This window comes from Umezawaea beigongshangensis, assembly GCF_016464305.1.
Taxonomy (GTDB): Bacteria; Actinomycetota; Actinomycetes; order Mycobacteriales; family Pseudonocardiaceae; genus Umezawaea_A; species Umezawaea_A beigongshangensis.
In genome coordinates, this window is record NZ_JAEIOJ010000001.1 from 613404 (window position 1) to 639797 (window position 26394).

28 protein-coding genes are annotated in these 26394 nt (G+C 71.3%); 7 read left to right on the top strand and 21 right to left on the bottom strand.

The window, feature by feature from the left end; translation table 11 throughout:
* The first annotated feature begins 64 nt into the window (after positions 1–64).
* Complete coding sequence (locus tag IMZ35_RS02890) at positions 65–619, top strand: cysteine hydrolase family protein (RefSeq protein WP_199439257.1); 555 nt, start codon at positions 65–67, stop codon at positions 617–619.
* Positions 620–664: 45 nt separating this feature from the next.
* Here IMZ35_RS02890 and IMZ35_RS02895 read toward each other — a convergent pair whose 3' ends face one another.
* Positions 665–2692, bottom strand: coding sequence for a protein meaA (locus IMZ35_RS02895; RefSeq protein ID WP_199439258.1), 2028 nt, complete (start codon positions 2690–2692; stop codon positions 665–667).
* Positions 2693–2831: 139 nt separating this feature from the next.
* On the opposite strand from IMZ35_RS02895, the gene IMZ35_RS02900 reads away from it, so the two are divergent.
* A complete protein-coding gene (locus IMZ35_RS02900) occupies positions 2832–3125 on the top strand; it encodes a hypothetical protein (RefSeq protein WP_199439259.1) in 294 nt (97 codons plus the stop codon).
* 7 nt (positions 3126–3132) lie between these two features.
* Here the strand turns inward: IMZ35_RS02900 and murA are convergent, their stop codons facing one another.
* Positions 3133–4401 carry a UDP-N-acetylglucosamine 1-carboxyvinyltransferase gene (murA, locus tag IMZ35_RS02905; RefSeq protein WP_199439260.1) on the bottom strand — a complete coding sequence of 423 codons (1269 nt, stop codon included), beginning with the start codon at positions 4399–4401 and terminating at the stop codon, positions 3133–3135.
* 97 nt (positions 4402–4498) lie between these two features.
* Here murA and IMZ35_RS02910 point away from each other — a divergent pair, with 97 nt between their 5' ends.
* Entirely contained in the window at positions 4499–5071 is a 573-nt protein-coding gene (locus tag IMZ35_RS02910; RefSeq protein WP_199439261.1) for a cob(I)yrinic acid a,c-diamide adenosyltransferase, read from the top strand.
* 37 nt (positions 5072–5108) lie between these two features.
* Here the strand turns inward: IMZ35_RS02910 and IMZ35_RS02915 are convergent, their stop codons facing one another.
* Genes IMZ35_RS02915 through IMZ35_RS02935 form a run of 5 tightly spaced genes read right to left on the bottom strand, consistent with a single transcriptional unit; the run spans position 5109 to position 9929 of the window.
* Complete coding sequence (locus tag IMZ35_RS02915; RefSeq protein WP_199439262.1) at positions 5109–5543, bottom strand: DUF2550 domain-containing protein; 435 nt, start codon at positions 5541–5543, stop codon at positions 5109–5111.
* 28 nt (positions 5544–5571) lie between these two features.
* Positions 5572–5937, bottom strand: a complete 366-nt coding sequence (locus IMZ35_RS02920) for a F0F1 ATP synthase subunit epsilon (protein ID WP_199439263.1) — start codon at positions 5935–5937, stop codon at positions 5572–5574.
* 38 nt (positions 5938–5975) lie between these two features.
* Positions 5976–7469, bottom strand: coding sequence for a benzaldehyde dehydrogenase (locus IMZ35_RS02925; protein WP_199439624.1), 1494 nt, complete (start codon positions 7467–7469; stop codon positions 5976–5978).
* Positions 7470–7474: 5 nt separating this feature from the next.
* Positions 7475–8719, bottom strand: coding sequence for an MFS transporter (locus tag IMZ35_RS02930; RefSeq protein WP_199439264.1), 1245 nt, complete (start codon positions 8717–8719; stop codon positions 7475–7477).
* A 37-nt stretch (positions 8720–8756) separates the two neighbouring features.
* Positions 8757–9929, bottom strand: coding sequence for a 4-hydroxybenzoate 3-monooxygenase (locus IMZ35_RS02935; protein WP_307867694.1), 1173 nt, complete (start codon positions 9927–9929; stop codon positions 8757–8759).
* A gap of 123 nt (positions 9930–10052) precedes the next feature.
* Between IMZ35_RS02935 and IMZ35_RS02940 the strand changes: the two genes are divergently transcribed.
* Positions 10053–10811: an IclR family transcriptional regulator gene (locus tag IMZ35_RS02940; protein WP_199439625.1), complete on the top strand. Its 759-nt coding sequence runs from the start codon at positions 10053–10055 to the stop codon at positions 10809–10811.
* 76 nt (positions 10812–10887) lie between these two features.
* Here the strand turns inward: IMZ35_RS02940 and atpD are convergent, their stop codons facing one another.
* The 12 genes from atpD to IMZ35_RS03000 all read right to left on the bottom strand — a co-directional run bounded on the left by atpD (position 10888) and on the right by IMZ35_RS03000 (position 21068).
* Positions 10888–12321 (bottom strand): F0F1 ATP synthase subunit beta, encoded by a 1434-nt coding sequence (gene atpD / locus IMZ35_RS02945; RefSeq protein WP_199439626.1) that lies wholly within the window; start codon positions 12319–12321, stop codon positions 10888–10890.
* Position 12322: 1 nt separating this feature from the next.
* Positions 12323–13255 (bottom strand): F0F1 ATP synthase subunit gamma, encoded by a 933-nt coding sequence (locus tag IMZ35_RS02950; RefSeq protein WP_199439266.1) that lies wholly within the window; start codon positions 13253–13255, stop codon positions 12323–12325.
* An 8-nt stretch (positions 13256–13263) separates the two neighbouring features.
* Entirely contained in the window at positions 13264–14910 is a 1647-nt protein-coding gene (gene atpA / locus IMZ35_RS02955) for a F0F1 ATP synthase subunit alpha (RefSeq protein ID WP_199439267.1), read from the bottom strand.
* A 65-nt stretch (positions 14911–14975) separates the two neighbouring features.
* Positions 14976–15842, bottom strand: coding sequence for a F0F1 ATP synthase subunit delta (locus tag IMZ35_RS02960; protein ID WP_199439268.1), 867 nt, complete (start codon positions 15840–15842; stop codon positions 14976–14978).
* Positions 15843–15851: 9 nt separating this feature from the next.
* Positions 15852–16403 (bottom strand): F0F1 ATP synthase subunit B, encoded by a 552-nt coding sequence (locus tag IMZ35_RS02965; RefSeq protein ID WP_199439627.1) that lies wholly within the window; start codon positions 16401–16403, stop codon positions 15852–15854.
* A gap of 34 nt (positions 16404–16437) precedes the next feature.
* Positions 16438–16662 (bottom strand): ATP synthase F0 subunit C, encoded by a 225-nt coding sequence (locus IMZ35_RS02970; RefSeq protein ID WP_199439269.1) that lies wholly within the window; start codon positions 16660–16662, stop codon positions 16438–16440.
* A gap of 72 nt (positions 16663–16734) precedes the next feature.
* Positions 16735–17520, bottom strand: a complete 786-nt coding sequence (atpB, locus tag IMZ35_RS02975) for a F0F1 ATP synthase subunit A (protein ID WP_307867762.1) — start codon at positions 17518–17520, stop codon at positions 16735–16737.
* 46 nt (positions 17521–17566) lie between these two features.
* A complete protein-coding gene (locus IMZ35_RS02980) occupies positions 17567–17776 on the bottom strand; it encodes a hypothetical protein (RefSeq protein ID WP_199439271.1) in 210 nt (69 codons plus the stop codon).
* A 46-nt stretch (positions 17777–17822) separates the two neighbouring features.
* On the bottom strand, positions 17823–18269 hold the full coding sequence (locus IMZ35_RS02985) for a Cg1360 family ATP-synthase-associated protein (protein WP_307867697.1): 447 nt from the start codon (positions 18267–18269) through the stop codon (positions 17823–17825).
* Between the two features lie 149 nt (positions 18270–18418).
* Positions 18419–19576: a glycosyltransferase family 4 protein gene (locus IMZ35_RS02990; protein ID WP_199439272.1), complete on the bottom strand. Its 1158-nt coding sequence runs from the start codon at positions 19574–19576 to the stop codon at positions 18419–18421.
* Between the two features lie 171 nt (positions 19577–19747).
* The gene (locus IMZ35_RS02995; RefSeq protein WP_199439273.1) at positions 19748–20398 is read right to left on the bottom strand and encodes an L-threonylcarbamoyladenylate synthase; all 651 of its coding nucleotides are present in this window, start codon (positions 20396–20398) and stop codon (positions 19748–19750) included.
* 73 nt (positions 20399–20471) lie between these two features.
* Entirely contained in the window at positions 20472–21068 is a 597-nt protein-coding gene (locus IMZ35_RS03000) for a hypothetical protein (protein WP_199439274.1), read from the bottom strand.
* Positions 21069–21298: 230 nt separating this feature from the next.
* Between IMZ35_RS03000 and IMZ35_RS32380 the strand changes: the two genes are divergently transcribed.
* Genes IMZ35_RS32380 through IMZ35_RS03015 form a run of 3 tightly spaced genes read left to right on the top strand, consistent with a single transcriptional unit; the run spans position 21299 to position 23997 of the window.
* Positions 21299–21868, top strand: coding sequence for a serine/threonine kinase C-terminal domain-containing protein (locus IMZ35_RS32380; RefSeq protein WP_498063209.1), 570 nt, complete (start codon positions 21299–21301; stop codon positions 21866–21868).
* Between the two features lie 22 nt (positions 21869–21890).
* Positions 21891–23621: an AbeC-like domain-containing protein gene (locus tag IMZ35_RS03010; protein WP_199439276.1), complete on the top strand. Its 1731-nt coding sequence runs from the start codon at positions 21891–21893 to the stop codon at positions 23619–23621.
* 4 nt (positions 23622–23625) lie between these two features.
* Positions 23626–23997 carry a hypothetical protein gene (locus tag IMZ35_RS03015; protein WP_199439277.1) on the top strand — a complete coding sequence of 124 codons (372 nt, stop codon included), beginning with the start codon at positions 23626–23628 and terminating at the stop codon, positions 23995–23997.
* A 34-nt stretch (positions 23998–24031) separates the two neighbouring features.
* On the opposite strand, the gene prmC is transcribed toward IMZ35_RS03015, so the two are convergent.
* Entirely contained in the window at positions 24032–24940 is a 909-nt protein-coding gene (prmC, locus tag IMZ35_RS03020) for a peptide chain release factor N(5)-glutamine methyltransferase (RefSeq protein WP_199439278.1), read from the bottom strand.
* A 53-nt stretch (positions 24941–24993) separates the two neighbouring features.
* The gene (gene lpdA, locus IMZ35_RS03025; protein ID WP_199439279.1) at positions 24994–26394 is read right to left on the bottom strand and encodes a dihydrolipoyl dehydrogenase; all 1401 of its coding nucleotides are present in this window, start codon (positions 26392–26394) and stop codon (positions 24994–24996) included.

A 26394-nucleotide genomic window follows, 5' to 3' on the forward strand; every position in this document is an offset into this window, starting at 1 on the left:
AGTACTCCAGCGCGCAGCTCCTGCCACTGTCGCGCACCCCGGCCCCGCGACGATCCTCGACGTCATGACAACGGCTCTGATCCTCATCGACGTGCAGCGCGGCTTCGACGACGCGGACTTCTGGGGACCGCGCGACAACCCCGGCGCGGAGGCGAACATCGCCGCCCTGCTCGACGGGTGGGCGTCCGCGGGTCTGCCGCTGGTGCTGGTGCGGCACGACTCGGTGCACCCCGGCTCTCCCCTGGCCGCGGGCACGCCCGGCAACGCCTTCAAGCCCGAGCTCGACGGGGCGCGACCCGACCTGGTGTTCGCGAAGAACGTGAACTCGGCGTTCCACGGGGAGGTGGACCTGCACGCGTGGCTGGGCCGGCGCGGCATCGCGGACCTGGTCGTCGCGGGAGTCCAGACGAACCACTGCGTCGAGACCACGGCGCGGGTCGGCGGCAACCTGGGGTACCGCGTCCGCGTCCCGCTGGACGCCACGTTCACCTTCGACCTGGCGGGTCCGGACGGCGTGGCGCTGACCGCGGCCGAGCTGAGCAGGGCGACGGCGGTGAACCTGCACGGCGGCGGCTTCGCGGAGGTCACCACGACGAGGGCCGTGCTCGCGGCGCCGTGAGCCCTCCCCGCGCGGGCCACCGGGGGGAGGTGGCCCGCGCGGGGGTCAGGACCCGGCGGGCAGGCCGTGCGCCTCGCGGACGACGCTCACGATCTCGTCCATGATCTCGGTCAGCTCGTAGTCCTTCGGCGTGAACACCCGCGCCACACCGCGTCCGCGCAGCACGGCCGCGTCCTGCGGCGGCACGATGCCGCCCACGACGACCGGCACCTCCCCCGCGCCCTGCGCGCGCAGGCCCTCCACGACCGCGGGCACGACCTCCAGGTGCGATCCCGACAGGATCGACAGCCCCACGACGTGCACGTCCTCCTGCACGGCCGCCGAGACGATCTGCGCCGGGGTCAGCCGGATGCCCTGGTAGACGACCTCGAAGCCCACGTCCCTGGCGCGCACGGCGACCTGCTCGGCGCCGTTGGAGTGCCCGTCCAGACCGGGCTTGCCGACCAGGATGCGCAGCCGCTCGCCGATCTCCTCGCCGGTGGCGCGGACCCGCTCCCGCACGCGGGTGATCTCCGTTCCGGCCTCGCCCGACGCGGACGCGGCGGACACGCCGGTCGGGGCGCGGTACTCGCCGAACGTCTCGCGCAGCGCGGAAGCCCACTCGCCGGTCGTCGCCCCGGCGCGCGCGCACGCGATGGTCGCCTCGACGAGGTTCGCGTCGGTCTTCGCCGCCGCGCGCAGTCCGTCCAGCGCGGTGTCCACAGCGGACTGGTCGCGGTTCTCCCGCCACGCCCGCAACGCCCGCACGGCCTCGGCCTCCACCGCCGGGTCGACGGTCTCGATCGACGCGGCCCCCTCGACCTGCAACGGGCTGGGTTCGGTGGTGGCGAAGCGGTTCACGCCCACCACGACGTCCTCTCCGGACTCGACGCGCCTGCGCCGCTCGGCGAGCGAGGACACCAGCTGCGACTTCATGTAGCCGCTCTCCACGGCCGCGACCGCACCGCCCACCGCCTGCACGCGGTCGATCTCGGCACGCGCCCCCGACACGATCTCGTCCACCTTGGACTCGACCACGCGGGACCCGGTGAAGAGGTCCTCGTACTCCAGCAGGTCCGTCTCGTGGGCGAGTACCTGCTGCATCCGCAGGGCCCACTGCTGGTCCCACGGCCGGGGCAGGCCGAGCGCCTCGTTCCACGCCGGGAGCTGGATCGCGCGGGCGCGGGCGTCGCGCGACAGGGTGACGGCGAGCATCTCCAGCACGATGCGCTGGACGTTGTTCTCCGGCTGCGCCTCGGTGAGACCGAGCGAGTTGACCTGCACGCCGTAGCGGAACCGCCGCTGCTTCGGGTCGGTGATGCCGTAGCGGTCGCGGGTGATCTCGTCCCACAGCTCGGTGAACGCGCGCATCTTGCACATCTCCTCGACGAAGCGCACGCCGGCGTTGACGAAGAAGGAGATGCGCCCGACCACGTCGCCGAACCGCTCCGGCGGCACCTGCCCGGAGTCGCGCACCGCGTCGAGCACCGCGATGGCGGTGCACATCGCGTAGGCGACCTCCTGCGCCGGCGTCGCGCCGACCTCCTGGAGGTGGTAGCTGCAGATGTTGATCGGGTTCCACCTCGGCACCGCGGAGACGGTCCACGCCACGAGGTCGGTGATCAGCCGCAGGCTCGGTCCCGGCGGGAACACGTAGGTGCCCCGCGACAGGTACTCCTTGACGATGTCGTTCTGCGTCGTGCCGGTGAGCGACGCGCGCACCTGCTCCGCGTCGATCCCGGCCTCGGCGCCCTGCTCCTCGGCGACGCAGACGTACAGCGCGAGCAGCCACATGGCGGTCGCGTTGATGGTCATGGAGGTGTTGGCCCCGGTGAGCGGGATGTCGGCGAAGAGCTGCCGCACGTCGCCGATGTGGCTGACGGGCACGCCCACCTTGCCGACCTCGCCCCCGGCCAGCTCGTGGTCCGGGTCGTAGCCGGTCTGGGTGGGGAGGTCGAACGCGACCGACAGGCCGGTCTGCCCCTTGGCGAGGTTCCTGCGGTAGAGGGCGTTGGACGCGGCGGCAGAGGAGTGGCCCGCGTACGTGCGCATGACCCAGGGGCGGTCGCGCTCCTGGTCGGCCGGGTACGGCACGGAAACCTCCCGAGGGCCGGGGTTCACGACGGTGTGCCCGTAGCGTACTGGCGAGTAACCTCACCGCCACGTGCCGTTGCTCACTGAATCGTGACAAGGTCACCGAGCGTCCGCTGGCCGTCGAGCGCACCATGAACGGGTGACGCTCCTGCTGGTCCTGCCCCTGTTCCTCGCGCTCGGTCTGCTCGCGCTGCTGCTGCGCTGGGCCTTCGGCGACGACCGCAGACCCGTCCCCGACTTCTCCGGCGGCGACCTCGGACTGCTCCAGGAGGTCGCGGTGGCGCCGGACGCGCTGGCGCACGCGCTGACCGGGCGGCTGCGCCGGGCGGGCATCAGGGCGACCACGGCGACCGGACCGGACACCGCGTCCCGCCGGGTGCTGGTGTTCCCCTCCGACGTGCCCGACGCCCGCCTGGTGCTGCGCGACCTCTGAGGAGCTCTCAGTCGCTGATGCGGTCGACCTCGGCGCCGAGCTTGCGCAGGTTCTCCACGAAGCCGGGGTAGCCGCGCTCCACGTGGAAGATCTCCCACACCTCGGTGACGCCGTCCGCGCACAGCCCGGCGAGCACGAGACCCGCGCCGGCGCGGATGTCGGAGGCCCACACGGGCGCGCTGGACAGCCGCTCGATGCCGCGCACGACCGCGTGGTGGCCGTCGGTGCGGGCGTCCGCGCCCAGGCGCTGCATCTCCTCGATGAAGCGGAACCGCGCCTCGAACAGGTTCTCGGTGATCATCGACGTGCCCTCGGAGACCGTGGACAGCGCGATGGCGAACGGCTGGAGGTCGGTGGCGAAACCGGGGTAGGGCAGCGTCACGAAGTCCACCGAGCGCGGGCGGCCCTCCATCACGACGCGGAAGCCCTCGTCCTCGCCGCCCTCGAACGTGGTGACCTGCGCGCCGGCCATCCGCAGCTTCTCCAGCACCAGGTCCAGGTGGTGCGGGTTCACCCCGCGCACCCGGATGTCGCCGCGCGTCATGGCGGCGGCGAACGCCCAGGTGGCGCCGACGATGCGGTCGCCGACGACCCGGTGCTGCGTGGGCCGCAGCGACTGCACGCCCTGCACGGTGAGCGTGGACGTGCCAGCGCCCTCGATCTTCGCGCCCATCTCCTGGAGCATCACGCAGATGTCGATGATCTCCGGCTCGCGGGCGGCGTTGTCGATGATCGTGGTGCCCTCGGCCAGCACGGCGGCCATCAGGATGTTCTCCGTGGCGCCGACGCTGGGGAAGTCCAGCCAGATCTGCGCGCCGTGCAGCCCCTCGGCCTCGGCGACGACGCAGCCGTGCTCGATCTCGCTGTGCGCGCCGAGCTTGCGCAGGCCGTTCTGGTGCATGTCCAGCGGCCGGGAGCCGATCGCGTCACCTCCGGGCAGCGCCACGACGGCGCGCTTGCAGCGGCCGACCAGCGGTCCCAGGACGCACACGGAGGCGCGGAGCTTGCCCATCGCCTCGGAGTCCGCGCGGTGGTTCAGCTCGGCCGGGGTCGTGATCGTGGCGACGTCGCCCTCGATCGTCACCTCGCAGCCGAGGCTGCGCAGCACGTCCGCCATCAGGGGGACGTCCAGGATCTCCGGGCAGTTGGTGATGGTCGTGGTGCCCTCGGCCAGCAGTGCCGCCGCCATCAGCTTGAGCACGCTGTTCTTGGCGCCGACGACGTCGACCTCGCCGACCAGTCGTGCCCCGCCCTGAACCCGGAAGTGCTCACTCACCACGCAACTCCTAGCGCTCTGCCCCTGAGGGGCAATCCTACGGACGTACTGGATCGAGTCCGATACCGGCGGTCCGGACCCGCTCTAGAGTGCGGGTATGGCCGTACACCTCACCAAGATCTACACCCGGGTCGGCGACGACGGCACCACGGGCCTGGGCGACTTCTCCCGCGTCCCCAAGACCGATCCGCGCATCACCGCCTACGCCGACGTGGACGAGACGAACGCGGCGCTCGGCGTGGCGCTCGCCCTGGGGCAGCTCGCCGACGACGTCCGCGAGGTCGTGCGGAAGGTGCAGAACGACCTGTTCGACGTCGGCGCCGACCTCTGCACGCCGATCGTGCCGAACCCCGAGCACCCGCCGCTGCGCGTGACGCAGGGCTACGTCGACCGGCTGGAGCGCTGGTGCGACGAGTACAACGCGCGCACCCTCGCGCTGGACTCGTTCGTCCTCAACGGCGGCACGCCCGGCGCGGCCCTGCTGCACCAGGCCCGCACGATCGCCCGCCGCGCCGAGCGCGGCACGTGGGCGCTGCTGGAGGTCGACGCGGAACGCACGAACGCGCTCACCGCGAAGTACCTCAACCGGCTGTCGGACCTGCTGTTCGTCCTCGCCAGGGTGGCGAACCCCGACGGCGACGTCCTGTGGAAGCCCGGCGCGAACGCCTGACCCGCGCCCGCCGGGACCGCGAGCGGTCCCGGCGGCGTCAGGAGGCGTAGGGGATGCTGCGGCCCGGCGGGGCCGACTCCAGCCACGACAGGAACCCGGTCAGCGCGTCGGGCCCCATCGCGATCTCCACGTCGCCCGTGGCCGCCCGGCAGCGCAGCACCACGGACCCCGCGGGGACCGTGTACGCCTCGGGGCCGGTCGGCTCGCGCCGGTCGGCGATCTCCAGGCCGTCGCGCGAGATGATCTGGTCGGGCCCCGAGCCCAGGCTCAGCACGCGGTACCAGGCGAACTCGTCACCGTGGTAGCGGCCAACGCCGAGGTGCCAGCCGCGACCGGCCGGGGCGTTCAGCTTCACGCGCAGCGCGACGTGGATGCCGCCCATGCGCAGCAGCCGCAGCCGCCGCCAGGCGAAGCTCGCGATGACGACCGCCAGGGCGAACAGGACCACCCCGACGACTTCGGCGATCCCCACGGCTCTGCCCGCTCGTCCGCGTCCGACCTCAGACCGGCTGTCCCGCGGCCTTCAGCCGCGCCTGTGCCCGTTCGCGGTCGGCGACGTTGTCGCTCTGCAACCCCTGGCGGGCCTGCTCGACGTCGATCTCCTCGCCGAGCTCGGCGTCCTCCGCGAGGATGCTGACGCCCTCGCCGGTCACCGACAGGAAGCCGCCGTGCACCGCGGCGGTCACGAGCTCGCCGTCGGCCTGGCGGATCCGCACGACCCCACCCTCGACCAGCTCACCGAGCATCGGCTCGTGGCCGGGCAGGATGCCGATCTCGCCCTCGGTCGTCTGAGCCACCACCGACGTGGCCGACCCGGACCACAGGCGGCGTTCCACGGCGACCAACTGGACGGTCATCTCGGCCACGCGCATCTCCTTCACGTCGACTGGCGTCGTGAACCAGTCTAAACGGTCCCGCCGCGGGTCCGCCGCTGGCCTCGGTAGGGGGACGGCGCGATGTCCGTCCGCACGGTGATCCACCTGGTCTCGGTGAACGCCTCGACGTTGGCCGCCGCACCGCCGGAGCGCGCGCCGGTGCCCGAGGCGCGCACTCCGCCGAACGGGGCGTGCGCCTCGTCGTTCACCGTCTGGTCGTTGACGTGCGCGATGCCCGTGGGGATGCGCTCGGCCAGCGCGAGACCCCGCGCGGAGTCGCCGGTGAGGATGCCCAGCGACAGGCCGTACTCGCTCGCGGCGGCCAGCTCCACCGCCTCGTCGAGCGAGGAGAACGGCGTGACCGGGGCGACCGGGCCGAAGATCTCCCGCTGGAACGCCGGCACGTCCGGCCGCACGTCGCCGAGCACCGTGGGCCGGTAGAACAGGCCCTCGTAGCTGCCACCGGCGACGACCGAGGCCCCGGCCGCCGCGCTCGACGTGACGATCTCGTGGATCTCGTCCCGCTGACCGGCGTCGATGATCGGGCCCAGGTCGACCTCCGCGGTCGCCGGGTCGCCCACCCGCAGCGCGTCCGCCCGCGCGCCCAGCAGCTCCGCGTACTCGCGCGCCACGGACTCGTGCACCAGGTGCCGCCCGCTGGTCATGCAGATCTGGCCCTGGTGGAAGAACGACCCGAACGCGCCGACCGACGCCGCCCGCTCCAGGTCGGCGTCCTCCAGCACGATCAGCGCCGAGTTGCCGCCCAGCTCCAGGTGCGCGCGCGTGAGGTGCCGCCCGGCCAGCTCGCCCACCCGCCGGCCCACCCGCGTGGAGCCGGTGAACGAGACGACGCGCACGTGCGGATCGGTCACCACCGCCTCGCCCGTCCGCGCGCCGCCCGGCAGGACGTGCAGCACCCCCGCCGGGAGACCGGCCTCCTCGAACACCCGCGCCAGCGCCACACCACCGGACACGGCCGTGCGCGGGTCGGGCTTGAGGAGCACGGCGTTGCCCAGCGCGAGCGCGGGGGCCACGGACCGGATCGACAGGACCAGCGGGGCGTTGAACGGCGCGATCACGCCCACCACACCGGCCGGGACGCGCCGCGTCATGCTCAGCCGGGGCTGCTCGCTGGGCAGCAGCTCGCCGAGCGGGTGCGAGGGCAGCGCCGCGGCCTCGTAGCACTCCTGCTGCGCCACGTGCAGCTCGAAGCCCACCTTCCCCGGCACCGCGCCCGACTCGCGGGCCAGCCAGCCGCCCAGCTCCCCGGCGTGCTCGCGCCACAGGTCGCCCGCGCGGCGCAGAACCGCGGCACGCCGCTGGAACGGCACCGCCGCCCAGTCGCGCTGGGCCTCCGCCGCCGCGGCGGCGGAGGCCGCCACGTCGGCGGCGCCGGCGACACCGCTGCGGCCGATCTCCGCCCCCGTGGCGGGCTCCACCACGGGAGCGGTCCCCCCGGAGGAGGTCCGCCAGGTGCCGGTGAAGATCCGTCCGCGCCAGAGCTGCTCGGGCAGCAGGGTCACGGTGTTCACCCCCGGGACTCGGGAACGGCGGCGGCGGGGGTGGCGTCCCGGTTCGTGGCCGCGGCACCGACGGCCGCGACGGCGACCGCTCCGAGCGCGGCCACGAGCCCGAAGGCGTAGAAGCCCCAGGGGTGGGCGATCCCGGCGGTCAGCAGCGCGCCGCCCAGCAGCGGGCCGCAGATGGCGCCGACGCGTCCCACCCCCGCCGTCCAGCCGAGGCCGGTGGCCCGGTTGGAGTCGAGGTGTGCCCGCCCCACGTAGGCGTAGACGAGCACCTGCGAGCTGAACACGAAGCAGCCCGTGACCAGCACCGCCAGGTACACGCCGATGCCGGGAAGCTTGATGCTGAGCAGGCTCAGGAACACCGCGGAGGCGGTGAACCAGGCGGTGGTGGACCGGCGCACGCCGAACCGGTCGGCCACCGCACCCGCCACGAGCAGGCCGATGACGGCCCCGACGTTGAGCGTGAGCAGCAGGCCCAGCGCGGCGCCCAGCGGGTACCCGGCCGCGCGCATGATCTGCGGCAGCCACGTGTTGAGCCCGTAGACCAGCAGCAGGCCCATGAACGAGGCGACCCAGAACGCGATCGTCGGGCGCGCGAAACCCGGCTGGAACAGCGAGCGGACCACCGCGCCGGTGTCCCCGAGCGAGGGCCGGTCGCCGCCGCGGCGGAAGGACCCCGTCTCCGGCAGGTGCCGCAGCATCAGCGGGACCAGCACGAGCGCCGGAGCCGCGCCGATCAGGAACAGCGCCCGCCAGCCCAGCGACGGGACGACGACGATGCCGAGCAGCGCGGTCGTGACGGCGCCCACGTGGTAGCCCGTCATGATCGTCGTGGTGGCCGTGCCCCGCCGGTCCGCGCGGGCGAACTCGGTGACCAGCGCGATGCCCGTGGGCAGGCAGCCGCCCAGGCCGAGCCCGGCGAGGAACCGCAGCAGGCCGAACGCGAAGATCGACGGCGCGACCGCGCACAGGGCCGTGAACAGCGAGAAGCTCGCCACCGCGAAGATCAGCGCTCTGCGCCGGCCCACGACGTCGGTCACGGTTCCGATCGCGAGCGCGCCGAGCATCATGCCGACGAGACCGGCCGTGGAGACCACGGACGCGCTCGCCGGGGTGATGCCCCACTCGTGCCGGTCCAGCAGGACGGGCAGCACCGTGCCGAGCACGACCAGGTCGAAGCCGTCGAGCAGCACGGCGGTCCAGCACAGGGGCAGCGCCCAGCGCGCGGACGTGTCCGGAGTGGACATCCGTTCCTCCACCTCGTCGCAGAAGACGGTCGTTCGATCAGAGGGGCAGGCCGACGTAGTTCTCTGCCAGGCTCGTCGCGGCCGCCGTCGAGGTGGCCGTGTAGCGCAGCTGCGAGAGCTGCAACCGGTGCTGGAAGTCGTCCACGCCCGGCTGCCGGTGCAGCATCGTGGTCATCAGGTAGGAGAAGTGCTCGGCACGCCACACGCGCTGCAAGCACGTGTCCGAGTAGGACTCGACCAGCGCCTCGTCACCCCTCTTCAGCAGCGCGCTGAGCGCTCGGGAGAGGACGCGCACGTCGGCGACGGCGAGGTTCATGCCCTTCGCGCCGGTCGGCGGCACGATGTGCGCGGCGTCGCCCGCGAGGAACAGCCTGCCGTGGCGCATCGGTTCCGTGACGAAGCTGCGCATCGGCGTGATGCCCTTCTCCACGATCGGCCCCTCGCGCAGCGCGAAGCCTCCGTCGACGGCCAGGCGCAGGTCCAGCTCCTCCCAGATCCGCTCGTCCGGCCACAGCGAGACGTCCTCGGCCGGGTCGACCTGGAGGTAGAGCCGGGTCACCTCGGGCGAGCGCATGCTGTGCAGCGCGAAGCCCCGCTCGTGGTTGGCGTAGATCAGCTCCTCGTGCGAGGGCGGCGTCTTCGCCAGCACGCCCAGCCAGGCGAACGGGTAGACGTGCTCGATGGTGCGCAGCGCACCCGCGGGGATCGAGGCGCGGCTCACGCCGTGGAAGCCGTCGCAGCCCGCGATCACGTCGCAGACCAGCTCCCGCTGCTCCCCGGAGGCGTCGACGTAGGTGATGCGGGGCCGGTCGCCGTCGACGTCGTGCAGCGCCACGTCGGCGACCCCGAACTCGACGCCGCCCCCGGCGGCCAGCCGTGCGGCGACGAGGTCCTTCACGACCTCCTGCTGCCCGTAGACGGTGATGGAGCGCCCGGTCAGCTCGGTCAGCGGGATGCGGTGGTCCTCCCGGTCGAACCGCAGCGAGAAGCCGTGGTGCGGCAGTCCCTCGCGGTCGAGGCGCTCGGCCAGGCCCACCTCGCGCAGCAGGTCGACCGTCGGCTGCTCGCACACGCCGGCCCTCACCCGTCGCTCGACGTGGGAGCGGTCGCGCGTCTCCAGGACGACCGCGTCGATCCCCTCCAGGTGGAGCAGGTGGGAGAGCAACAGACCAGCCGGACCCGCACCGAGGATGCCTACCTGCGCACGCACGCTTCCGCCTTCCCGAGTGGACCATCCGTGAGGGCGACAGCCTGCAAGGCCCCGCCCCGCTGCTCCAGACGAGTTTCCGTTGAACGGAACAGCTTTGCCGGGCATCCTGGGGCGATGCCCTCGATGGGGACCTCAGAACCGCGTTCGATCACGGGCCGTGTCTTCACGCTGCTCGGCGTGTTCAGCGAGTCGAGGCCCACGGCGACCCTGTCCGAGCTCAGCCGCAGCGCCGGGCTGCCGCTCAGCACGACGCACCGGCTGGTCGGGGAGCTGATCCACTGGGGAGCCCTGGAGCGCGACCCCGGCGGCGGTTACCACATCGGCCTGCGGCTGTGGGAGCTCGGCGCGCTGTCCCCCGGCAGCTTCGGCCTGCGCGAGGCGGCCATGCCCTTCCTGGAGGACCTCTACGAGGTCACCCACGAGAACGTGCAGCTGGCCGTCCGCGACGGCCTGGAGGCCGTCTACGTGGAGCGCATCTCCGCGCACCACGCGGTCAACGTCGTGACGAGACCCGGCACGCGCCTGCCCCTGCACGCCACCGGTGTGGGACTGGTGATGCTCGCGAACGCCTCCCGCGCCGTGCAGGAGCACGCGCTGGCCACTCCGCTGCGCCGCTTCACCAGCAGGACCATCTCCACCCCCGCCGGGCTGCGCCGCGTGCTGGCCGCCGTGCGCCGCGACGGGTACGTCGTCAGCGTCGGCCAGATCGAACTCATCACCCAGTCGGTCGCCGCGCCCGTGCACGGCCAGGACGGCGAGGTCGCGGCCGGGCTGTCGGTCGTCGTCCCGGTCGACGCGGACGTCCGGCTGCTCGTCCCGGCCGTGCGCGCGGCGGCGCGGGGGATCTCCCGCGCGCTCGGCGCTCCGCGCTGCGTGCGCTGACACCGCCGCCGGCACGACGAAGGGCCGGGACCCCCTCTCGGGAGTCCCGGCCCTCTGCTCGCTCGCGCGGGTCAGCTCACTTGGACTGGAGCTTCTTCGCGTTGGCCTCGACGTCGTCCAGACCGCCGCAGCTGAAGAACGCCTGCTCGGGGTAGTGGTCGAACTCGCCCTTGCAGACGCGGTCGAACGCCTCGATGGTGTCCTTGATCGGCACGAAGGACCCCGGCTGGCCGGTGAACTTCTCGGCCACGATGAAGTTCTGGCCGAGGAAGCGCTCCAGACGGCGGGCGCGGCCGACGATGACCTTGTCCTCCTCGGAGAGCTCGTCCATGCCGAGGATGGCGATGATGTCCTGCAGCTCCTTGTACTTCTGCAGGATCCGCTTGACCTCCTGCGCCACCCGGTAGTGCTCCTCGCCCACGACGCCGGGCTCGAGGATGCGGGAGGAGGACGCCAGCGGGTCCACCGCCGGGTAGATGCCCTTCTGGGAGATCGGACGGGAGAGCTCCGTCGTCGCGTCCAGGTGGGCGAACGTCGTCGCCGGGGCGGGGTCGGTGTAGTCGTCCGCGGGCACGTAGATCGCCTGCAGCGAGGTGATCGACCGGCCTCGGGTCGACGTGATCCGCTCCTGCAGCTCACCCATCTCGTCGGCCAGCGTCGGCTGGTAGCCCACGGCCGACGGCATGCGACCCAGCAGGGTCGACACCTCGGAACCGGCCTGGGTGAACCGGAAGATGTTGTCGATGAACAGCAGCACGTCCTGGTTCTGCACGTCGCGGAAGTACTCCGCCATCGTCAGAGCGGACAGGGCGACGCGCATGCGGGTGCCCGGCGGCTCGTCCATCTGACCGAACACCAGGGCGGTGTCGCCGAGAACACCCATCTCCTCCATCTCCAGGAGGAGGTCGGTGCCCTCACGGGTGCGCTCACCGACGCCGGCGAACACCGACGTGCCGGAGAACTCACGCGCGATACGCGTGATCATCTCCTGGATGAGCACGGTCTTGCCGACACCCGCGCCGCCGAACAGGCCGATCTTGCCGCCCTTGACGTACGGGGTCAGCAGGTCGATGACCTTGATGCCGGTCTCGAGGATCTCGGTCTTGCCCTCGAGCTGGTCGAAGGCCGGCGGGTTGCGGTGGATGCCCCACTGCTCGCCGTCGCGGCCGAGACCGGGGCTGTCCAGGCAGTCGCCCAGGGCGTTGAACACGTGCCCCTTGACGACGTCGCCGACCGGCACCGAGATGGCGCGGCCGGTGTCGGTGACCGTGGTGCCGCGCACGAGGCCGTCGGTCGGCTGCATCGAGATGCAGCGGACCAGGTTGTCGCCGAGGTGCTGGGCGACCTCCAGCGTCAGCGTCTTGGCGACCGCCGAGTAGGCGATCTCCGCGTGCAGGGCGTTGAACAGCTCGGGAACCGCCCCGCGCGGGAACTCCACGTCGACGACGGCACCGATCACCCGGACCACACGGCCGGTGCGGGTGGTGGTGGCAGTAGCAGTAGCAGTCATGTCATTCATCACTTCCTGCGCCACCGGTAAGCGCGGAAGCGCCACCGACGATCTCGCTGATCTCCTGGGTGATCTGGGCCTGACGGGCCGCGTTCATCTGCCTGCTGAGCGTCCGGACCAGCTCGCTGGCGTTGTCCGTCGCGGCCTGCATCGCGGTCCGCCGGGCGGCGGACTCCGACGCGGCCGCCTCCAGCAGCGCGGAGAACAACCGCGTGTTGACGTACTTCGGCAGCAGCGCGCCCAGCAGGGTCTCCGCGTCCGGCTCGAACTCGTAGCCGGGAACGACGCCCTCGGGCCGCTGGTCGTACTCGACGCCCAGCGGCGCGATGCGCTTGGCGACCGGGTTCTGGCTCAGCATGGACTTGAACTCGGTGTAGACGACGTGGATCTCGTCGACGCCGAGCACGCCGTCCGCGCCGGGAGCGTCGCCCTCGTCGTCGCTCCCGGCCAGGAACGCCCGGACGAGCGCGTTGCCCGCCTCGACGGCGTCCCGGTAGTTCGGCGCCTGGGAGAACCCGGTCCACTCACCGGCGAGCTCCCGCTGGCGGAACCGGAAGTAGCCCACGGCCTTGCGGCCCGCGGCGAAGAGCACCGGCTCCTTGCCCTCGGAACGCAGGAGGGCGATGAGCTCCTCCGCGGCCTTGAGCACGTTGGAGTTGTAGGCCCCGCACATGCCCTTGTCGCTGGTGACGACGAGGACGGCGGCGCGCTTCGGCTCCTTGCGCGCCTCCAGCAGGGGGTGGTCGAGGTTGGACGACGCCGTGGCCAGCGCGGAGAGCACGTTCGTGATCTCCTCGGCGTAGGGGCGCGAAGCCCCCACCCTGGCCTGCGCCCTGGCGAGGCGTGACGTGGCGATGAGCTCGTACGCCTTGGTGATCTTCCCGGTCGAGGTGACCGAGCGGATCCGTTGACGCAACTCGCGAATCTGGGCCATCGGCTACGTCACTTCTCGTCCGGAGCGGGCCGGTTGAGCTTCACCGACTCCTGTCCGACCTCGTCGGCGTTCATCGGCTCGGCCGAGACCTCGCTGATCGGCCCGGACGCGCCCGACGCGGTGAACTGCTTCTTGAACTCCGCGGCCGCGTCGACGATCCGGCGCTCGGCGTCCTCGGACAGCACCTTGGACTGCACGATGCCCTGGAGCACGTCGCCGTGGTTGCGGCGCATGCTGTCCTTGAACTCCGCCAGGAAGCGGCGCACGTCGCCGACGGGGACGTCGTCGAGGTGGCCCTTGGTGCCGAGGTAGATCTCGACGATCTGCTCCTCGACCGGCACCGGGGAGTACTGGGCCTGCTTGAGCAGCTCCACCAGACGGGCACCGCGGTCGAGCTGCGCGCGGGACGCGGCGTCGAGGTCCGAGGCGAAGGCGGAGAACGCCTCCAGCTCGCGGAACTGCGACAGGTCCAGGCGCAGCGAGCCCGCGACCGTCTTCATCGCCTTGATCTGCGCGGCACCACCGACGCGGGACACCGAGATGCCCACGTTGATGGCCGGGCGGACACCGGCGTTGAACAGGTCCGACTCCAGGAAGACCTGGCCGTCGGTGATGGAGATGACGTTGGTCGGGATGTACGCCGAGACGTCGTTCGCCTTGGTCTCGATGATCGGCAGACCCGTCATCGAACCGGCGCCCAGCTCGTCGGACAGCTTCGCGCAACGCTCCAGCAGGCGCGAGTGCAAGTAGAAGACGTCGCCGGGGTAGGCCTCGCGGCCCGGCGGACGACGCAGCAGCAGCGAGATCGCGCGGTACGCCTCGGCCTGCTTGGTCAGGTCGTCGAAGATGATCAGGACGTGCTTGCCCTGGTACATCCAGTGCTGGCCGATGGCCGAGCCCGTGTAGGGCGCGAGCCACTTGAAGCCGGCCGGGTCGGACGCGGGGGCGGCGACGATGGTGGTGTACTCCATCGCGCCCGCCTCCTCCAGCGCCGTCTTGACACCGGCGATGGTGGAGCCCTTCTGGCCGATGGCGACGTAGACGCAGCGCACCTGCTGCGTGGGGTCGCCCGACTCCCAGGCCTTCTTCTGGTTGATGATCGTGTCGATGCAGACCGCGGTCTTGCCGGTCTTGCGGTCGCCGATGATCAGCTGACGCTGACCGCGACCGATCGGGGTCATCGCGTCGATGGCCTTGATGCCGGTCTGCATCGGCTCCGACACCGGCTGGCGCTCCAGCACGGAGGCGGCCTGCAGCTCCAGGGCGCGGTTGTCGTCGGCGACGATGTCACCGAGACCGTCGATGGGCTGGCCCAGCGGGTTCACCACGCGGCCGAGGAAGCCGTCGCCGACGGGCACGGACAGCACCTGCCCGGTCCGCTTGACCTCCTGGCCCTCCTCGATCTTGTCGAAGTCACCCAGGACGACCGCACCGATCTGGCGGGCTTCCAGGTTCAGGGCGACGCCGAGAACACCACCGGAGAACTCGAGCAGCTCGTTGGTCATCGTCCCCGGCAGGCCCTCGACGATGGCGATGCCGTCGTAGGTCTCGGCGACGACACCGACCTCTTCTCGGGAGATGTCCGAGGAGTAGCTCGAGACGTACTTCTCGATCGCACTGCGGATCTCGTCCGACGAGATCGTCAGCTCCGCCATGTCGTTCCTGCTCTCACTTCGTTCATGGGAAAGGGGCTCGGGTGAAGCCGCGGTTCCGGGTTCGGTCAGCCGGCGAGATCGCGGCGAAGGGCCGCCAGCCGACCAGCGGTGCTTCCGTCGATGACCTCGTCGCCGACCTTGATCAGCACACCACCGGTGAGCGACGGGTCGACCTCGACGTGCAGTGCGATCGGGCGGGAGTAGATCCTGGTCAGCGCGGCGAGCAGGCGGTCCTGCTGCTGCGCGGTCAGCTCCACGGCACAACGCACGTGCGCCACCGAACGTTCCCGCCGCTTGGCGGCGAGAGCGGAGAGCTCGGTGAGGCCCGCGACGACGCGCTGACCGCGCGGCGTCCGCACGAGCTGGCGGACCAGCAGTGCGGTGACGGGCTCGACCTTGCCGCCGACCAGGTCGTCGACCAGTGCCAGCTTCGAGTCGACCGGGCTGGCGGGATCGGTCAGCGCCCGGTCCAGGTCGGCGTTGCCCTCCACGATGCGGCCGAGCCGGAACAGCTCGTCCTCCACCGCGTCGAGGCGTCCGTCGCGCTCGGCCTGGGCCAGCAGCGCCGACCGGCCGAGCGACTCGATGCCGTCGACCAGCTCGCGCGGGCTCGACCACTTCGAGGTCACGACCTCGACCAGGACCTGGATCGTGGCCTCGCCGACCTGACCGGCCAGCAGACCGCGCACGAGCTGCTCGCGCACGGCGGGCTCGGACGACGAGTCGCCGAGCGCCCTGCGCAGCTGCGTCTGGGCCGTGAGCAGGTCGACCACGGCGAAGAGCTCTCCGCCGAGCGTGGTCAGCGCGTTGTTGCCGACGGTGCCGACCGGAACGGCCGTGCTGCTCGTCGTGGTCCTCGTACCGTCCACGAGCTCCAGCAGCCGCAGTTCAGCGGCTGCCAGAGCGTCGCGACTCGCTGCGTGCAGCGTCATGGGCTTCCTCTACTTGCCCGCTGGCGCCGAGACGGCGTCCAGCTCGTCGAGGAAGCGGTCCACGGTGCCGCGGCGGCGGGTGTCGTCCTCCAGGGACTCCCCCACCACCTTGCTCGCCAGGTCGATGGCGACGCGACCGAGGTCGGCGCGGAGTTCCGCGACGATCTGGGCGCGCTGCGCGTCGAGCTGGTGCTGGCCCTGCGCGACGATCCGCGCGGACTCGGCCTGGGCCTGCTCGCGCATCTCCTCGACGATGGCCAGCCCTTCGGCCCTGGCGTCGTCGCGGATGCGAGCGGCTTCGGCGCGAGCCTCGGCCAGCTGCTCCTTGTACTCCTCGAGCTTCTGATTGGCCTCGGCCTGAGCGGCCTCCGCCTTGGCGATACCGCCCTCGATCTTCTCGGTGCGCTCGGCGAGCACCTTCTGGAAGAGCGGTAGCACCTTCTTCCAGAAGACGAAGCCGATGATCGCCAAGCAGACCGCGGACCAGACGATGTCGTAGACAGCCGGGATGAGCGGGTTCGCCGCGCCTTCCTCAGCCGCCAGGATCAGCCCGGGGGTCATGGTGGTCACCGCCTTGTCTGGTGTGTCTCGACCGTCAGCTGGTGAAGAGGAAGCCGGCGACGAGGCCGAGCAGGGCCAGCGCCTCGGTGAACGCGATACCCAGGATCATGGTCGTGCGCAGCTGGCCGGAGAGCTCCGGCTGGCGGGCCATGGCCTCGACGGTCTTACCGGAGACGATGCCGACACCGATGCCGGGGCCGATCGCGGCGAGGCCGTAACCGATGGCGTTGACGTTGCCTGCCACCTCAGCAAGGATCATTTTCGTTCGTTCCCTTTCCGGTTGGCCTGTTCCGGGTGCTCCCGGAGCAGGTCGTCCCAAAACTTCTGGGTCTCAGTGCTCCGCGTGGAGCGCGCCGTCGATGTAGATGGCGGTGAGCAGCGTGAAGATGTAGGCCTGGAGGAACTGCACCAGCAGCTCGAAGAGGGTGAAGGCGAAGCCCATCGCGAGCGACACGGCCCCCACCGGGGCGAGCAGCAGGTTTCCGGCCTGGAACATCAGGAACCACGCCGCGCTGAAGAACAGCACCAGCGTCATGTGGCCGGCGAGCATGTTGGCCATCAGACGCACGGTGAGAGTCAACGGCCGCAGCAGGAACGTCGACAGGAACTCGATCGGGGTCACCAGCACGTAGAGCGGCTTCGGGACACCCGGCGGGAAGAGGTTCGACTTCAGGTACGGGCCGAGGCCCTGGGCCTTGATGCCCGCGTAGTTGAAGACGACGTAGGAGAGGAGCGCCAGGACCAGCGGGACGCCGATCTTCGCGCTGCTGGGCATGTTCAGCAGCGGGATGACGCCCGACAGGTTCATCGCCCAGATCATGAAGAAGAACGTCGTCAGCAGCGGCAGGAACCGACGGCCCTGCTCCTTGCCGAGGATGTCCTCCGCGATGTGGATGCGCACGAAGTCGAGGGCGTACTCGCCCAGGTTCTGCACGCCGCGCGGGACCAGCTTCGGTCGGCGCATGGCGACGAGGAAGAAGGCCACGAGCACGATCGTCATCAGGAACCGGATCAGCATGATCCGGTCGATCTGGAACGGCGTGCCCTCGAACAGCAGGGCAGAGGGGAAGAACTCGACGATCGAGGGCTTGTGGAACTCCCCGCCCTCGGCCAGCACCAAGGTGTTCAGCGTGCTCTCCCTGCAGTCGCGTCCGAACACTGCCTCAGTCCCGGACGTGGCGTACATAGACGATGTAGAAACTCGCGACGAAACCCACCGACAGCCCTATCGGAGTCCAGATGCGGCCGTCGGTGGCCATGTCCACGAGGTAGCCGACCGCGCCCCAGAGGATGGGGCCCGCGAGCAGCGTGCTGACGATCGACCAGCCATCCGCTTCACCCTTTAGGGGTGGTTTGTCTGACTTGTCACTCATCTATGCGCACCCTACCAACCGTGTTGCCCGCACCTGTGCACGGGGGCTAACCAACACTGCTCTGACCAGTGCTGGAACTCGGGTCGGGGTCGACGTACAGCATCTTCGCACGGAGCACCACCCTCGTCTCAGCGGCCAGGACCACCACGATGGCGAGCATCGCGACGACCCCGAAAACAGGTTTGGAGTAGAACGTCAAGTCCTTCATCAGGGCGAGAACCACGATGATCACGATCACCTTGAGCAACCACGAGCCCATGATCGCGGCGCCCGTGACCGTCGGCGCGGCCTTGGCCGTGAGCAGCACGGACACCAGTGTGATCAGCAGGAAGCTGCCCGCGATGGCGCCCCCGATCAGCGCGCCCCACAGTCCCGGCGGGCCCACGACGAACCAGCCCACGACGGCCGCGACCACCACCAGCGGGACGAGGACGAACAGGGACTGGCGCAACGCCTTCCGCGTGACCGCCGCGGCGTCGAGGGTTCGAGTCACGCCCTCATTGTCGCTGCCGCCCACCTGGGAGAACCCACCGGGTGGCAGCAGACGGCAGCCGGAGGCAGCACCCGCCGGACCGAGTTCATCCGCTGTTCACCGAAACGGGACCATCCCTCGACCGAGTGAACCGTTCGAGCACCTGCGGCCTACCGGCGCACCTCGCGCAGCCGGGGGATGGCGGACACGAACAGCGCCAGGAGCAGTCCGAGGCCGAAGCACCACGCCACCACGACCACGTCGAACAGGGTGAGCGCCACCGCGCCGAACGCCAGCACGCCCGCCCACAGGTAGATGAGCAGCGCGGCCCTGCGCTGCGAGTGACCGATCTCCAGCAGCCGGTGGTGCAGGTGCATCTTGTCGGGCGAGAACGGGCTCTCCCCGCGCCTGGTCCGGCGCACCACGGCGAGCATCAGGTCCAGCAGCGGCACGAACAGCACCGCGGCGACCACGAGCAGCGGCGACAGCAGGCCCAGCACGTCGCGAGCGCCGAAGTTGGTGTAGTTCAGCTTGCCCGAGGCCGACGTCGTGGACGCGGCGAGCATGAGGCCGATCAGCATCGAGCCGGAGTCGCCCATGAAGATGCGCGCCGGGTTGAAGTTGTGCGGCAGGAAGCCCAGGCAGGCGCCCGCGAGCGCGGCGGCGATGAGCGCGGGCGGGTAGGCGCCGACGTCGCCCTCGTTCTGCGCCAGCAGCCCCACGGAGAACACGCAGGTGGCCGCGGCGGCGATGAGGCCGACGCCCGCGGCGAGCCCGTCCAGGCCGTCCACGAAGTTCATCGCGTTGATCATCGTGACGCACAGCAGGACGCTCAGCAGCGCGCCCTGGTTCTGGTCCAGGGACAGCACCGAGCCCGTTCCGGCGCCCTGGTCGCCCCACGGCACCCAGAACATCATCCACTGCAGGCCGAACAGCACGAGCAGTCCGGCCGCGGTGACCTGGCCGGCCAGCTTCGTGAGCGAGTCCAGCTCGAACCGGTCGTCGAGGATTCCCACCAGCACGATGACGCCGCCGGCGATCATCACCGCCGTGGGGTCGTCGGAGAAGTCGAACGCGCGGCGCAGCACGGGCAGCTGGTGCGCGAGCAGCATGCCGCCGAGGACGCCGCCGTAGATGGCGAGACCGCCCATCCGGGGCATGGGCTTGACGTGCACGTCGCGCTGCCGGGGGTAGGCGACCGCGCCGATGCGGAAGGCGAGCAGGCGGACCAGACCGGTGAGGAGGAACGTGATCACGGCCGCCACGAGGCAGACGAGGAGGTACTCCCTGACCGGGAGGACGGCAGATGATGCAGGCAGCTGGCCCACGGCTGGAACGCTAACCCCTCGGGTAGGCCGGATGAGCGGCAACGGGTTCGGACGGGGCGGCGGACGGGTGCTCGTCCGCGGGAGCGGTGCGGGTGACGCCGGTGTGCCCGGTCAACGCTACCGCTCCCGCGATGATCCACCGCGCTCGCGACCCGCTGCCGCTGTGATCCACTAGCCGGCGAGTTCCACGTCGACGCCGAGGACCTCGGAGACCTCGGAGAGCGGCACCGCGCCCTCGCGCAGCACCACCGCGTCGGGGCCGGTGAGGTCGACGATCGTCGAGGGGACGTTCTCCCCCGACGGGCCGCCGTCGAGGTACACGGGCACGGCGTCGCCGAGCTGGCCGCGCGCCTCCTCGGCCGTGGCCGCCGGGGGCAACCCGGTCTTGTTCGCGCTGGACACGGCCATCGGGCCGACGTCGCGGAGCAGTTCGAGGGCGACGGGGTGCAGGGGCATCCGCAGCATCACGGTGCCCCTGGTGCGGCCGAGGTCCCAGGCCAGCGACGGGGCGTGCGGCAGGACGAGCGACAGGCCACCGGGCCAGAACGCCTCGACGAGGGCTCGCGCCTGGCGCGGCACCGACAGGACCAGGCCGTCGACGGTCGTCCACGACCCGACGAGGACGGGAACGGGCATGTCCGGGCCGCGTCCCTTGGTCGCCAGGAGGGAACGGACGGCGGCGGCGTCGAAGGCGTCGCACCCCAGGCCGTAGACGGTGTCGGTCGGCAGGACGACGAGGCGTCCGGAGCGGACCGCGCCGGCGGCGGCGGCGAGCCCGGCCGTGCGGTTGTTCGGCTGGCTGCAGTCGTAGACCGTGCTCACCCCGGTGATCCTGGCACAGGGCGTCGTCCGGGGCTCCCGGGGGCGTCCGGAGGGCGTCGGCCCGGAGCGCGGCTCAGCGACCCGGCCGCGACACCAGCGGCGCGACGGCGGTGGCGCGCACGCGCCACCGCTGCTGGCGTGCCGCGACCACCATCAGGAACAGCAGGACCGTCCCGGCCGCGCACCCGAGCGCGATCCACCCCGGTTCGCCCCGGAGGCCGCCCAGGACGACCGGCAGCGCTCCCAGGGCCGTCGCGGCCACGCCGAAGGCGGCGGCAGGCCCTCGGCGGGTCCACTCCCACCGCAGGCCGGCGGCGGCCTCGTCGCGCAGTTCGGCCGCGAACGCGGTGATCTCCGGATCGGGCACACCGAGCGAGAGGAGGTCGTCGGCCAGCTCGGCGCAGACGGCGAGCTGACGCGGGGTGACGATCACGAGTTCCCCCGTCCTCGTCTCACTGCGCACCTCGGCGGAGCGAGCGACGAGGGCCAGTGCCAGGTGACGGCGCAGCGACGGCCGGTCGTCGGCGGCGACGAGACGTCGCAGCTCCGCCGCGCCCGTCTCGGCGTCGCCGGTCAGCGCTGCGCGCAGCGAGCCCCGAGCCGCTTCGAGCAGTTCCTCCTCGCCGGCTTCCGCGTCAACCGCAAAAAGCGCTTCGGCCGATCTCCCCAACCACGCGTCAACGCTTTGTCCGTCCTTCGACCAATTGACAGTCATCTGTCCCTCCGGGCTTCGCCGGGTTTTGACACCTGCGCTCTTCTCGTGGATTACTGTGCCATTCCGAGGAGGTACTGCGCATGTCGTCGCCCCGAAATCCGCACGCGAGCGGAGGACAACTCAGCTCGCGGGCACTGGGCTCGTCGATCGCCGCGGCGTACCTCGTCCTGTCCGCGGCGGCCGGCATGCTGCTCCTCACGACGAGCGTGGACGCCCCGAGCGGTGCGCCACCGGCCGGGAGCGGTGCGGAGCCGCCGACCACGGCCCTCCTCAGGCCGGTGACCACGACGTCCTCGCCCGCGACTGCGGCAGCGGGGTCCACCGGGTTCACCTCCACCAACGGTCCGAACGGACTGAGCCTCGTGCTGCCGTCGGGGTGGACGACGACTCGGGGAGCGGTCCGCACGACGTTCGTGGCCACCGATCCGGCCGTGCCCGAACGGGAGATCAGGTTCGGAGGAGCCCCGCCGGAAGGCGCCCCGGCTCTGTTGGCGCGAATCGAGGACGCCCATGCCGGGCACAGCGCGAACAGTTCCGGCTACGAACTCGCGACTCTTCGCGAAACTTATTTCCACGGAACACCCGCAGTCGAGTGGGAGTACCGGTTCTCGTCGTCCAGCGGTCCGCGGCGGGTCATCGCGCTGTACTGGGTGAGAAGCGGAATCGAATACATCGTCTACGCGTCGAGCACTCCTCAGGACTGGCCGGAGATGCGGGACGTCTTCGACGTCGTGACAGCTCACGCCACACCGTGACCGAGCGGGAGCAGCAGAGATCATGACCGAACCTCGCACGACGCGCCCGCGACCGCACGCTCCGGTGCAGCGGGACGAGACGACCCGGTACCTGTGCGCGGCCGCGCACTCCGACCCCGACTTCGCCGACGCCCTGGTCCGCGAGTACCTCAGCGAACCGACGAGGGCGATCACGCCGTCACCGGGGGTGGACCTCGGTGCGGTGCTCCGCGAAGCCGTGGCCGCCCGGATCAGGCGCAGGTCGGTCGACGCGGTCGTGGTGGTGCTGTTCGCCGCGTTCGCGTGGGCCTCTCCGCCGTTCGCCGTTCTGTGGTTCGCAGTGGCCCTGGTGGTCGGCGCGGCGCAGTTGTCGGAGCGCGCCGCCGAGCGGGCGCCGAGCGGCAACGCGGTCGTGGTCCGGGGTGTCGTCCTGCTGGTGCTGCTGGTGGTGGTGCTCACCGTCGTGCTGCCGCTGCTGTTCCAGGCGCTCGGTCCGGACGCGAGCGACCTGGTGTACGACCCCCGCACGGGGCGGGTGGTCGACGGTCCCGTGCTCGACACCGCGGCGATCGTCGCGACCGTCCTGTTCCTGGCGGTCGCCGGTGTGGTGCTGGCCGACCGTCTCGTCGTGTGGAACCTGGCGACGAGGAGCTTCAGCAGGGGGAACTTCACGCATCTGCCGGGAGAGGACCTGTGGCAGGGCGAGTGGTGGGTGCGCCGACTCGGGCACGGCCGGTACCGCGACGAGCTGGCGCACCACCCGGCGGGTGGCAGCACGTCGTCCGACACCGCGCGTCGTGGACCCGTGGCCCTCGTCGTGCACCGGGGTTTTCACCCGTTCGTCGGCGCCGGTCCGATCTACCAGCCGTGGTCGCTCGCCTTCCCGCTCGATCCGTCCGGTGAACGGGCGAGTCGCCGCGACGTGCGGGGCTTCGCGGTCGACGAGCTCTACGACGCGCTGGAGGACGACCTGCGAGGGCTGCGGAACCGCTCCTCGCTGTCACCGGGCAACCGCTTCGGCGAGCTGACGGTGTTCGAGCGCGTCGTCGTCCCGGCGCACGCCCTCGTCGAACGCATCGACGATCCGGCGACGGTCCACGTGCTGCCCGACACGCAGCGCAGGCCGCGCGCGGCCGTCGAGCGGGACAGGGCCGGTGAACTGCTGGAGCAGCCGCTGGAGTGGATGCGCTACTTCCGCTGCTTCCAGGTCGAGACGTGGGACCGCAACCTCGTGATCTCGGTGTACCTGCACCTCGGGGTCGACGCGGGCACGCTCTACGTGGAGTGGACGCCGTGCGTGCTGCTGCCCCTGAAGCGCCGATACCAGCAGATCGACCAGCAGCCGTCCGGCGCCCTGCGCCCCGTCGCGGACGGGCTCGCCGACCTGCTCCAGGTGCCCGTCTCCCTGGTCGAGCGCGTGGTCTCGGCCTTCGCGCGGATCACACCACTGCCGCAGCGGCCCGGCGTGCTGCTGCCCGCCAAGTACGGAGCACTCCGCAGCGTGCGCGAGATGGCCTCCGACGACGACGTGGAGAACTACTTCCAGCGAACCGACCTGGAGCGCTACGTGAAGGTGCTGGAGACGCGGGTGCTGCGGGCCACCGGTCGCTTCCTGGAGGAGCACGGCATCTCCGTCACCGAGTTCATGTCCCAGGCGCAGCAGGTCGTCAGCAAGAACATCCACATCGAGGGCCCCGTCACCGGAAACGTGTTCATGGGCGACGAGAACCGCGTCGGCCCGGTCGGCCGGGCCACGAGCAGGAAGAAGAGGTGAGCACGTGAACCGCGGAGGACGAGCCGAACCGGGCATCTCGATCGGCGGGGGTGTCGTCGGCAACACCTTCATCGGCGACGGGAACCGGGTGGGTGACGTGACGGCCGGTGGTGCGCCGCCCGACCGGCAGGAGGTGCTGGACCTCGTCGCAGCACTGCGCACGGAGATCGCGGCCAAGGCCCCTGCCACGCCAGGACAGGACTCCGCGCTGGAGGTCGTGGACGACCTGGCCGAGGAGATGCGCGCGGACGAGCCCTCCGGTGAGGTCGCGGATCACCTGATGGGCAAGTTGACGAAGAAGCTGGTGGGCGCGCTCGCCGTCAGCACGAACGTGGCCGAACTGGCGGAGAAGATCGCCTCGGTGATCCGGGGCTGACGAGCTGGACGCTCGGCTCACCGTGCCCGAACGCTCAACTCGTCGTGCCCGAACGCTCAACTCGGGGTGCCTGAACGCTCAACTCGCGGCGGGCCGTCGCGTAGCGGGGGCGGTTCGCCAGGTCCTCGTGGTCCCGCACGTCCTCGTAGGCGCCGCTCGCGCGCAGGAGAGCCGGGACGGACTCGCCCTGGGTGTCGTCGTGCTCCACGGCCAGGTGGCCCCCCTGGCGCAGGAGGCGGGCCGCCAGGGCGACCACGTGGCGGATCACGTCCAGGCCGTCCGGGCCGCCGAAGACGGCCGCGCGGGGGTCGTGGTCGGCCACCTCGGGCTGCACGGGGGTGCTGTCGGGCACGTAGGGCGGATTGCACACCACCAGGTCGACGGCGCCGTCCAGCTCGGTCAGCAGCGCCGGGTCGGTGACGTCGCCCCGGTGCAGCCGGACGGGGGTGTCGCCGTGGCCGGCGCGGGACTCGGCGTTGCGGCGGGCCCAGGACAGCGCGGCGTCGTCGCGCTCCACGGCGTGCACGACGGCGTCGGGCCGGGCGTTGGCCAGGGTCAGCGCCAGCACGCCCGAGCCGGTGCACAGGTCCACGACCACCGGGGCGCGCACGCCCCTCAGCCGCGCCAGGCCCCACTCCGCCAGCAGCTCGGTCTCCGGGCGCGGGACGAACACGCCGGGCCCCACGGCCACGGTGATCGCGCCCATCGGGGCCCAGCCCAGGATGTGCTGGAGCGGGACGCGCCCGGCGCGCTGGCGCACCAGGTCGCGCAGCCGCTCGGCTCCGGACTCGTCGATGCCCGGAACGAGCGGCAACCGGCCGCGCTGCACGCCCAGCACGTGGGCGGCGAGCAGTTCGGCGTCGGCGCGCGGGCTGTCCACGCCGGCCTCGGCGAGCAGGCGCTCCGCTTCGAGGACGGCCGGGCGCAGCGGCTGTCGGATCATCCCCGGATGGTACGAGCCGCGTCCCGGTGCCGGAACGCGGCTCGTCCGCTCGACTACAGGTTGATCATGTGACCCGCGAGGCCGTGCACGGCCTCCTTGACGGCCTCGCCCAGCGTGGGGTGCGCGTGGATGTTGCGCGCGACCTCGTGGGCGGTCAGGTCCCACTGCTGAGCCAGCGTCAGCTCGGGCAGCAGCTCGGTCACGTCGGGACCGATCAGGTGCCCGCCCAGCAGCTCGCCGTGGGTGTTGTCGCTGATCAGCTTCACGAAACCGGTCGTGTCGCCGATGCCGGGGGCCTTGCCGTTCGCGGTGAAGGGGAACTTCGCGACCTTCACGTCGTAGCCCTCCTCGCGCGCCTGCGCCTCGGTGAGGCCGAAGCTCGCGATCTGCGGCTGGCAGAACGTGGCGCGCGGGACCATCCGGAAGTCGATCTCCACGGTCTCCGCGTCGCCGATCGTCTCGGCCGCGACGACGCCCATCTGCTCGGCGGCGTGCGCGAGCATCAGCTTCGCGGTGACGTCGCCGATGGCGAAGATGTGCGGCACGCTCGTGCGGAACCGGGAGTCGACGTCGATCGCGCCGCGCTCGGTCAGCTTCACGCCGGTGTTCTCCAGGCCGTAGCCCTCGACGCGCGGCTGGAAGCCGATGGCCTGCATGACCTTGTCGGTCTCGATGACCTCCTGCTTCCCGTCCTTGGAGACGGTGACCCGCACCTTGTCGCCGGAGTCGTCGATCGACTCGACGCGGGTGGAGGTGCGGATGTCGATGCCGAGCCGCTTGTAGCGCTTGGCCAGCTCGGTGGACACCTCGACGTCCTCCAGCGGCACCGGCCGGTCGAGGAACTCGACGATGGTGACCTTCACGCCGTAGTTGTGCAGCACGTAGGCGAACTCGACGCCGATCGCGCCCGCACCGGCGATGACGATGCTCTCGGGGAGGTCCTCGGTGAGGATCTGCTCCTCGTAGGTCACGACCCGGTCGGACAGCGACGTGCCGGGCAGCAGCCTCGTGGTCGAGCCCGCGGCGATGATCGCGTGGTCGAACGTCACCGTCTCGGTGCCGCCGTCGTTCAGGGCGACCTCCATCGTGCGGTCGTCGGTGAACGTGCCGCGCCCCTGCAGCTCGGTGATCTTGTTCTTCTTCATCAGGAAGTGCACGCCCTTGACGCGCCCGTCCGCGACCTTGCGGCTGCGCTGCACGGCGGCGGCGAAGTTGAACGTGACCGTTCCCTCGACCTCGATGCCGAAGGTCTTCTGCTCGTGCGTGAACAGGTGCGCCAGCTCGGCGTTGCGCAGCAGGGCCTTCGACGGGATGCAGCCCACGTTCAGGCAGACCCCGCCCCAGTACTTCTCCTCGACGACGGCGACCTTCAGACCGAGCTGGGCCGACCGGATCGCGGCGACGTACCCGCCCGGTCCCGCACCCAGGACCACGACGTCAAAGTGTGTGCTCAT

Excerpts from the sequence above, each read along its gene's own strand:
- IMZ35_RS02930 (WP_199439264.1), bottom strand. The coding sequence starts at position 8,719 with ATGTCCACTCCGGACACGTCCGCGCGCTGGGCGCTGCCCCTGTGCTGG.
- IMZ35_RS02960 (WP_199439268.1), bottom strand. The coding sequence starts at position 15,842 with ATGACGCTGCACGCAGCGAGTCGCGACGCTCTGGCAGCCGCTGAACTG.
- IMZ35_RS02910 (WP_199439261.1), top strand. The coding sequence starts at position 4,499 with ATGGCCGTACACCTCACCAAGATCTACACCCGGGTCGGCGACGACGGC.
- IMZ35_RS03010 (WP_199439276.1), top strand. The coding sequence starts at position 21,891 with ATGACCGAACCTCGCACGACGCGCCCGCGACCGCACGCTCCGGTGCAG.
- IMZ35_RS02890 (WP_199439257.1), top strand. The coding sequence starts at position 65 with ATGACAACGGCTCTGATCCTCATCGACGTGCAGCGCGGCTTCGACGAC.
- IMZ35_RS02950 (WP_199439266.1), bottom strand. The coding sequence starts at position 13,255 with ATGGCCCAGATTCGCGAGTTGCGTCAACGGATCCGCTCGGTCACCTCG.
- lpdA (WP_199439279.1), bottom strand. The coding sequence starts at position 26,394 with ATGAGCACACACTTTGACGTCGTGGTCCTGGGTGCGGGACCGGGCGGG.
- IMZ35_RS02970 (WP_199439269.1), bottom strand. The coding sequence starts at position 16,662 with ATGATCCTTGCTGAGGTGGCAGGCAACGTCAACGCCATCGGTTACGGC.
- IMZ35_RS32380 (WP_498063209.1), top strand. The coding sequence starts at position 21,299 with ATGCTGCTCCTCACGACGAGCGTGGACGCCCCGAGCGGTGCGCCACCG.
- IMZ35_RS02940 (WP_199439625.1), top strand. The coding sequence starts at position 10,053 with ATGGGGACCTCAGAACCGCGTTCGATCACGGGCCGTGTCTTCACGCTG.
- IMZ35_RS02965 (WP_199439627.1), bottom strand. The coding sequence starts at position 16,403 with ATGACCCCCGGGCTGATCCTGGCGGCTGAGGAAGGCGCGGCGAACCCG.
- atpD (WP_199439626.1), bottom strand. The coding sequence starts at position 12,321 with ATGACTGCTACTGCTACTGCCACCACCACCCGCACCGGCCGTGTGGTC.
- atpA (WP_199439267.1), bottom strand. The coding sequence starts at position 14,910 with ATGGCGGAGCTGACGATCTCGTCGGACGAGATCCGCAGTGCGATCGAG.
- IMZ35_RS02980 (WP_199439271.1), bottom strand. The coding sequence starts at position 17,776 with ATGAGTGACAAGTCAGACAAACCACCCCTAAAGGGTGAAGCGGATGGC.
- prmC (WP_199439278.1), bottom strand. The coding sequence starts at position 24,940 with ATGATCCGACAGCCGCTGCGCCCGGCCGTCCTCGAAGCGGAGCGCCTG.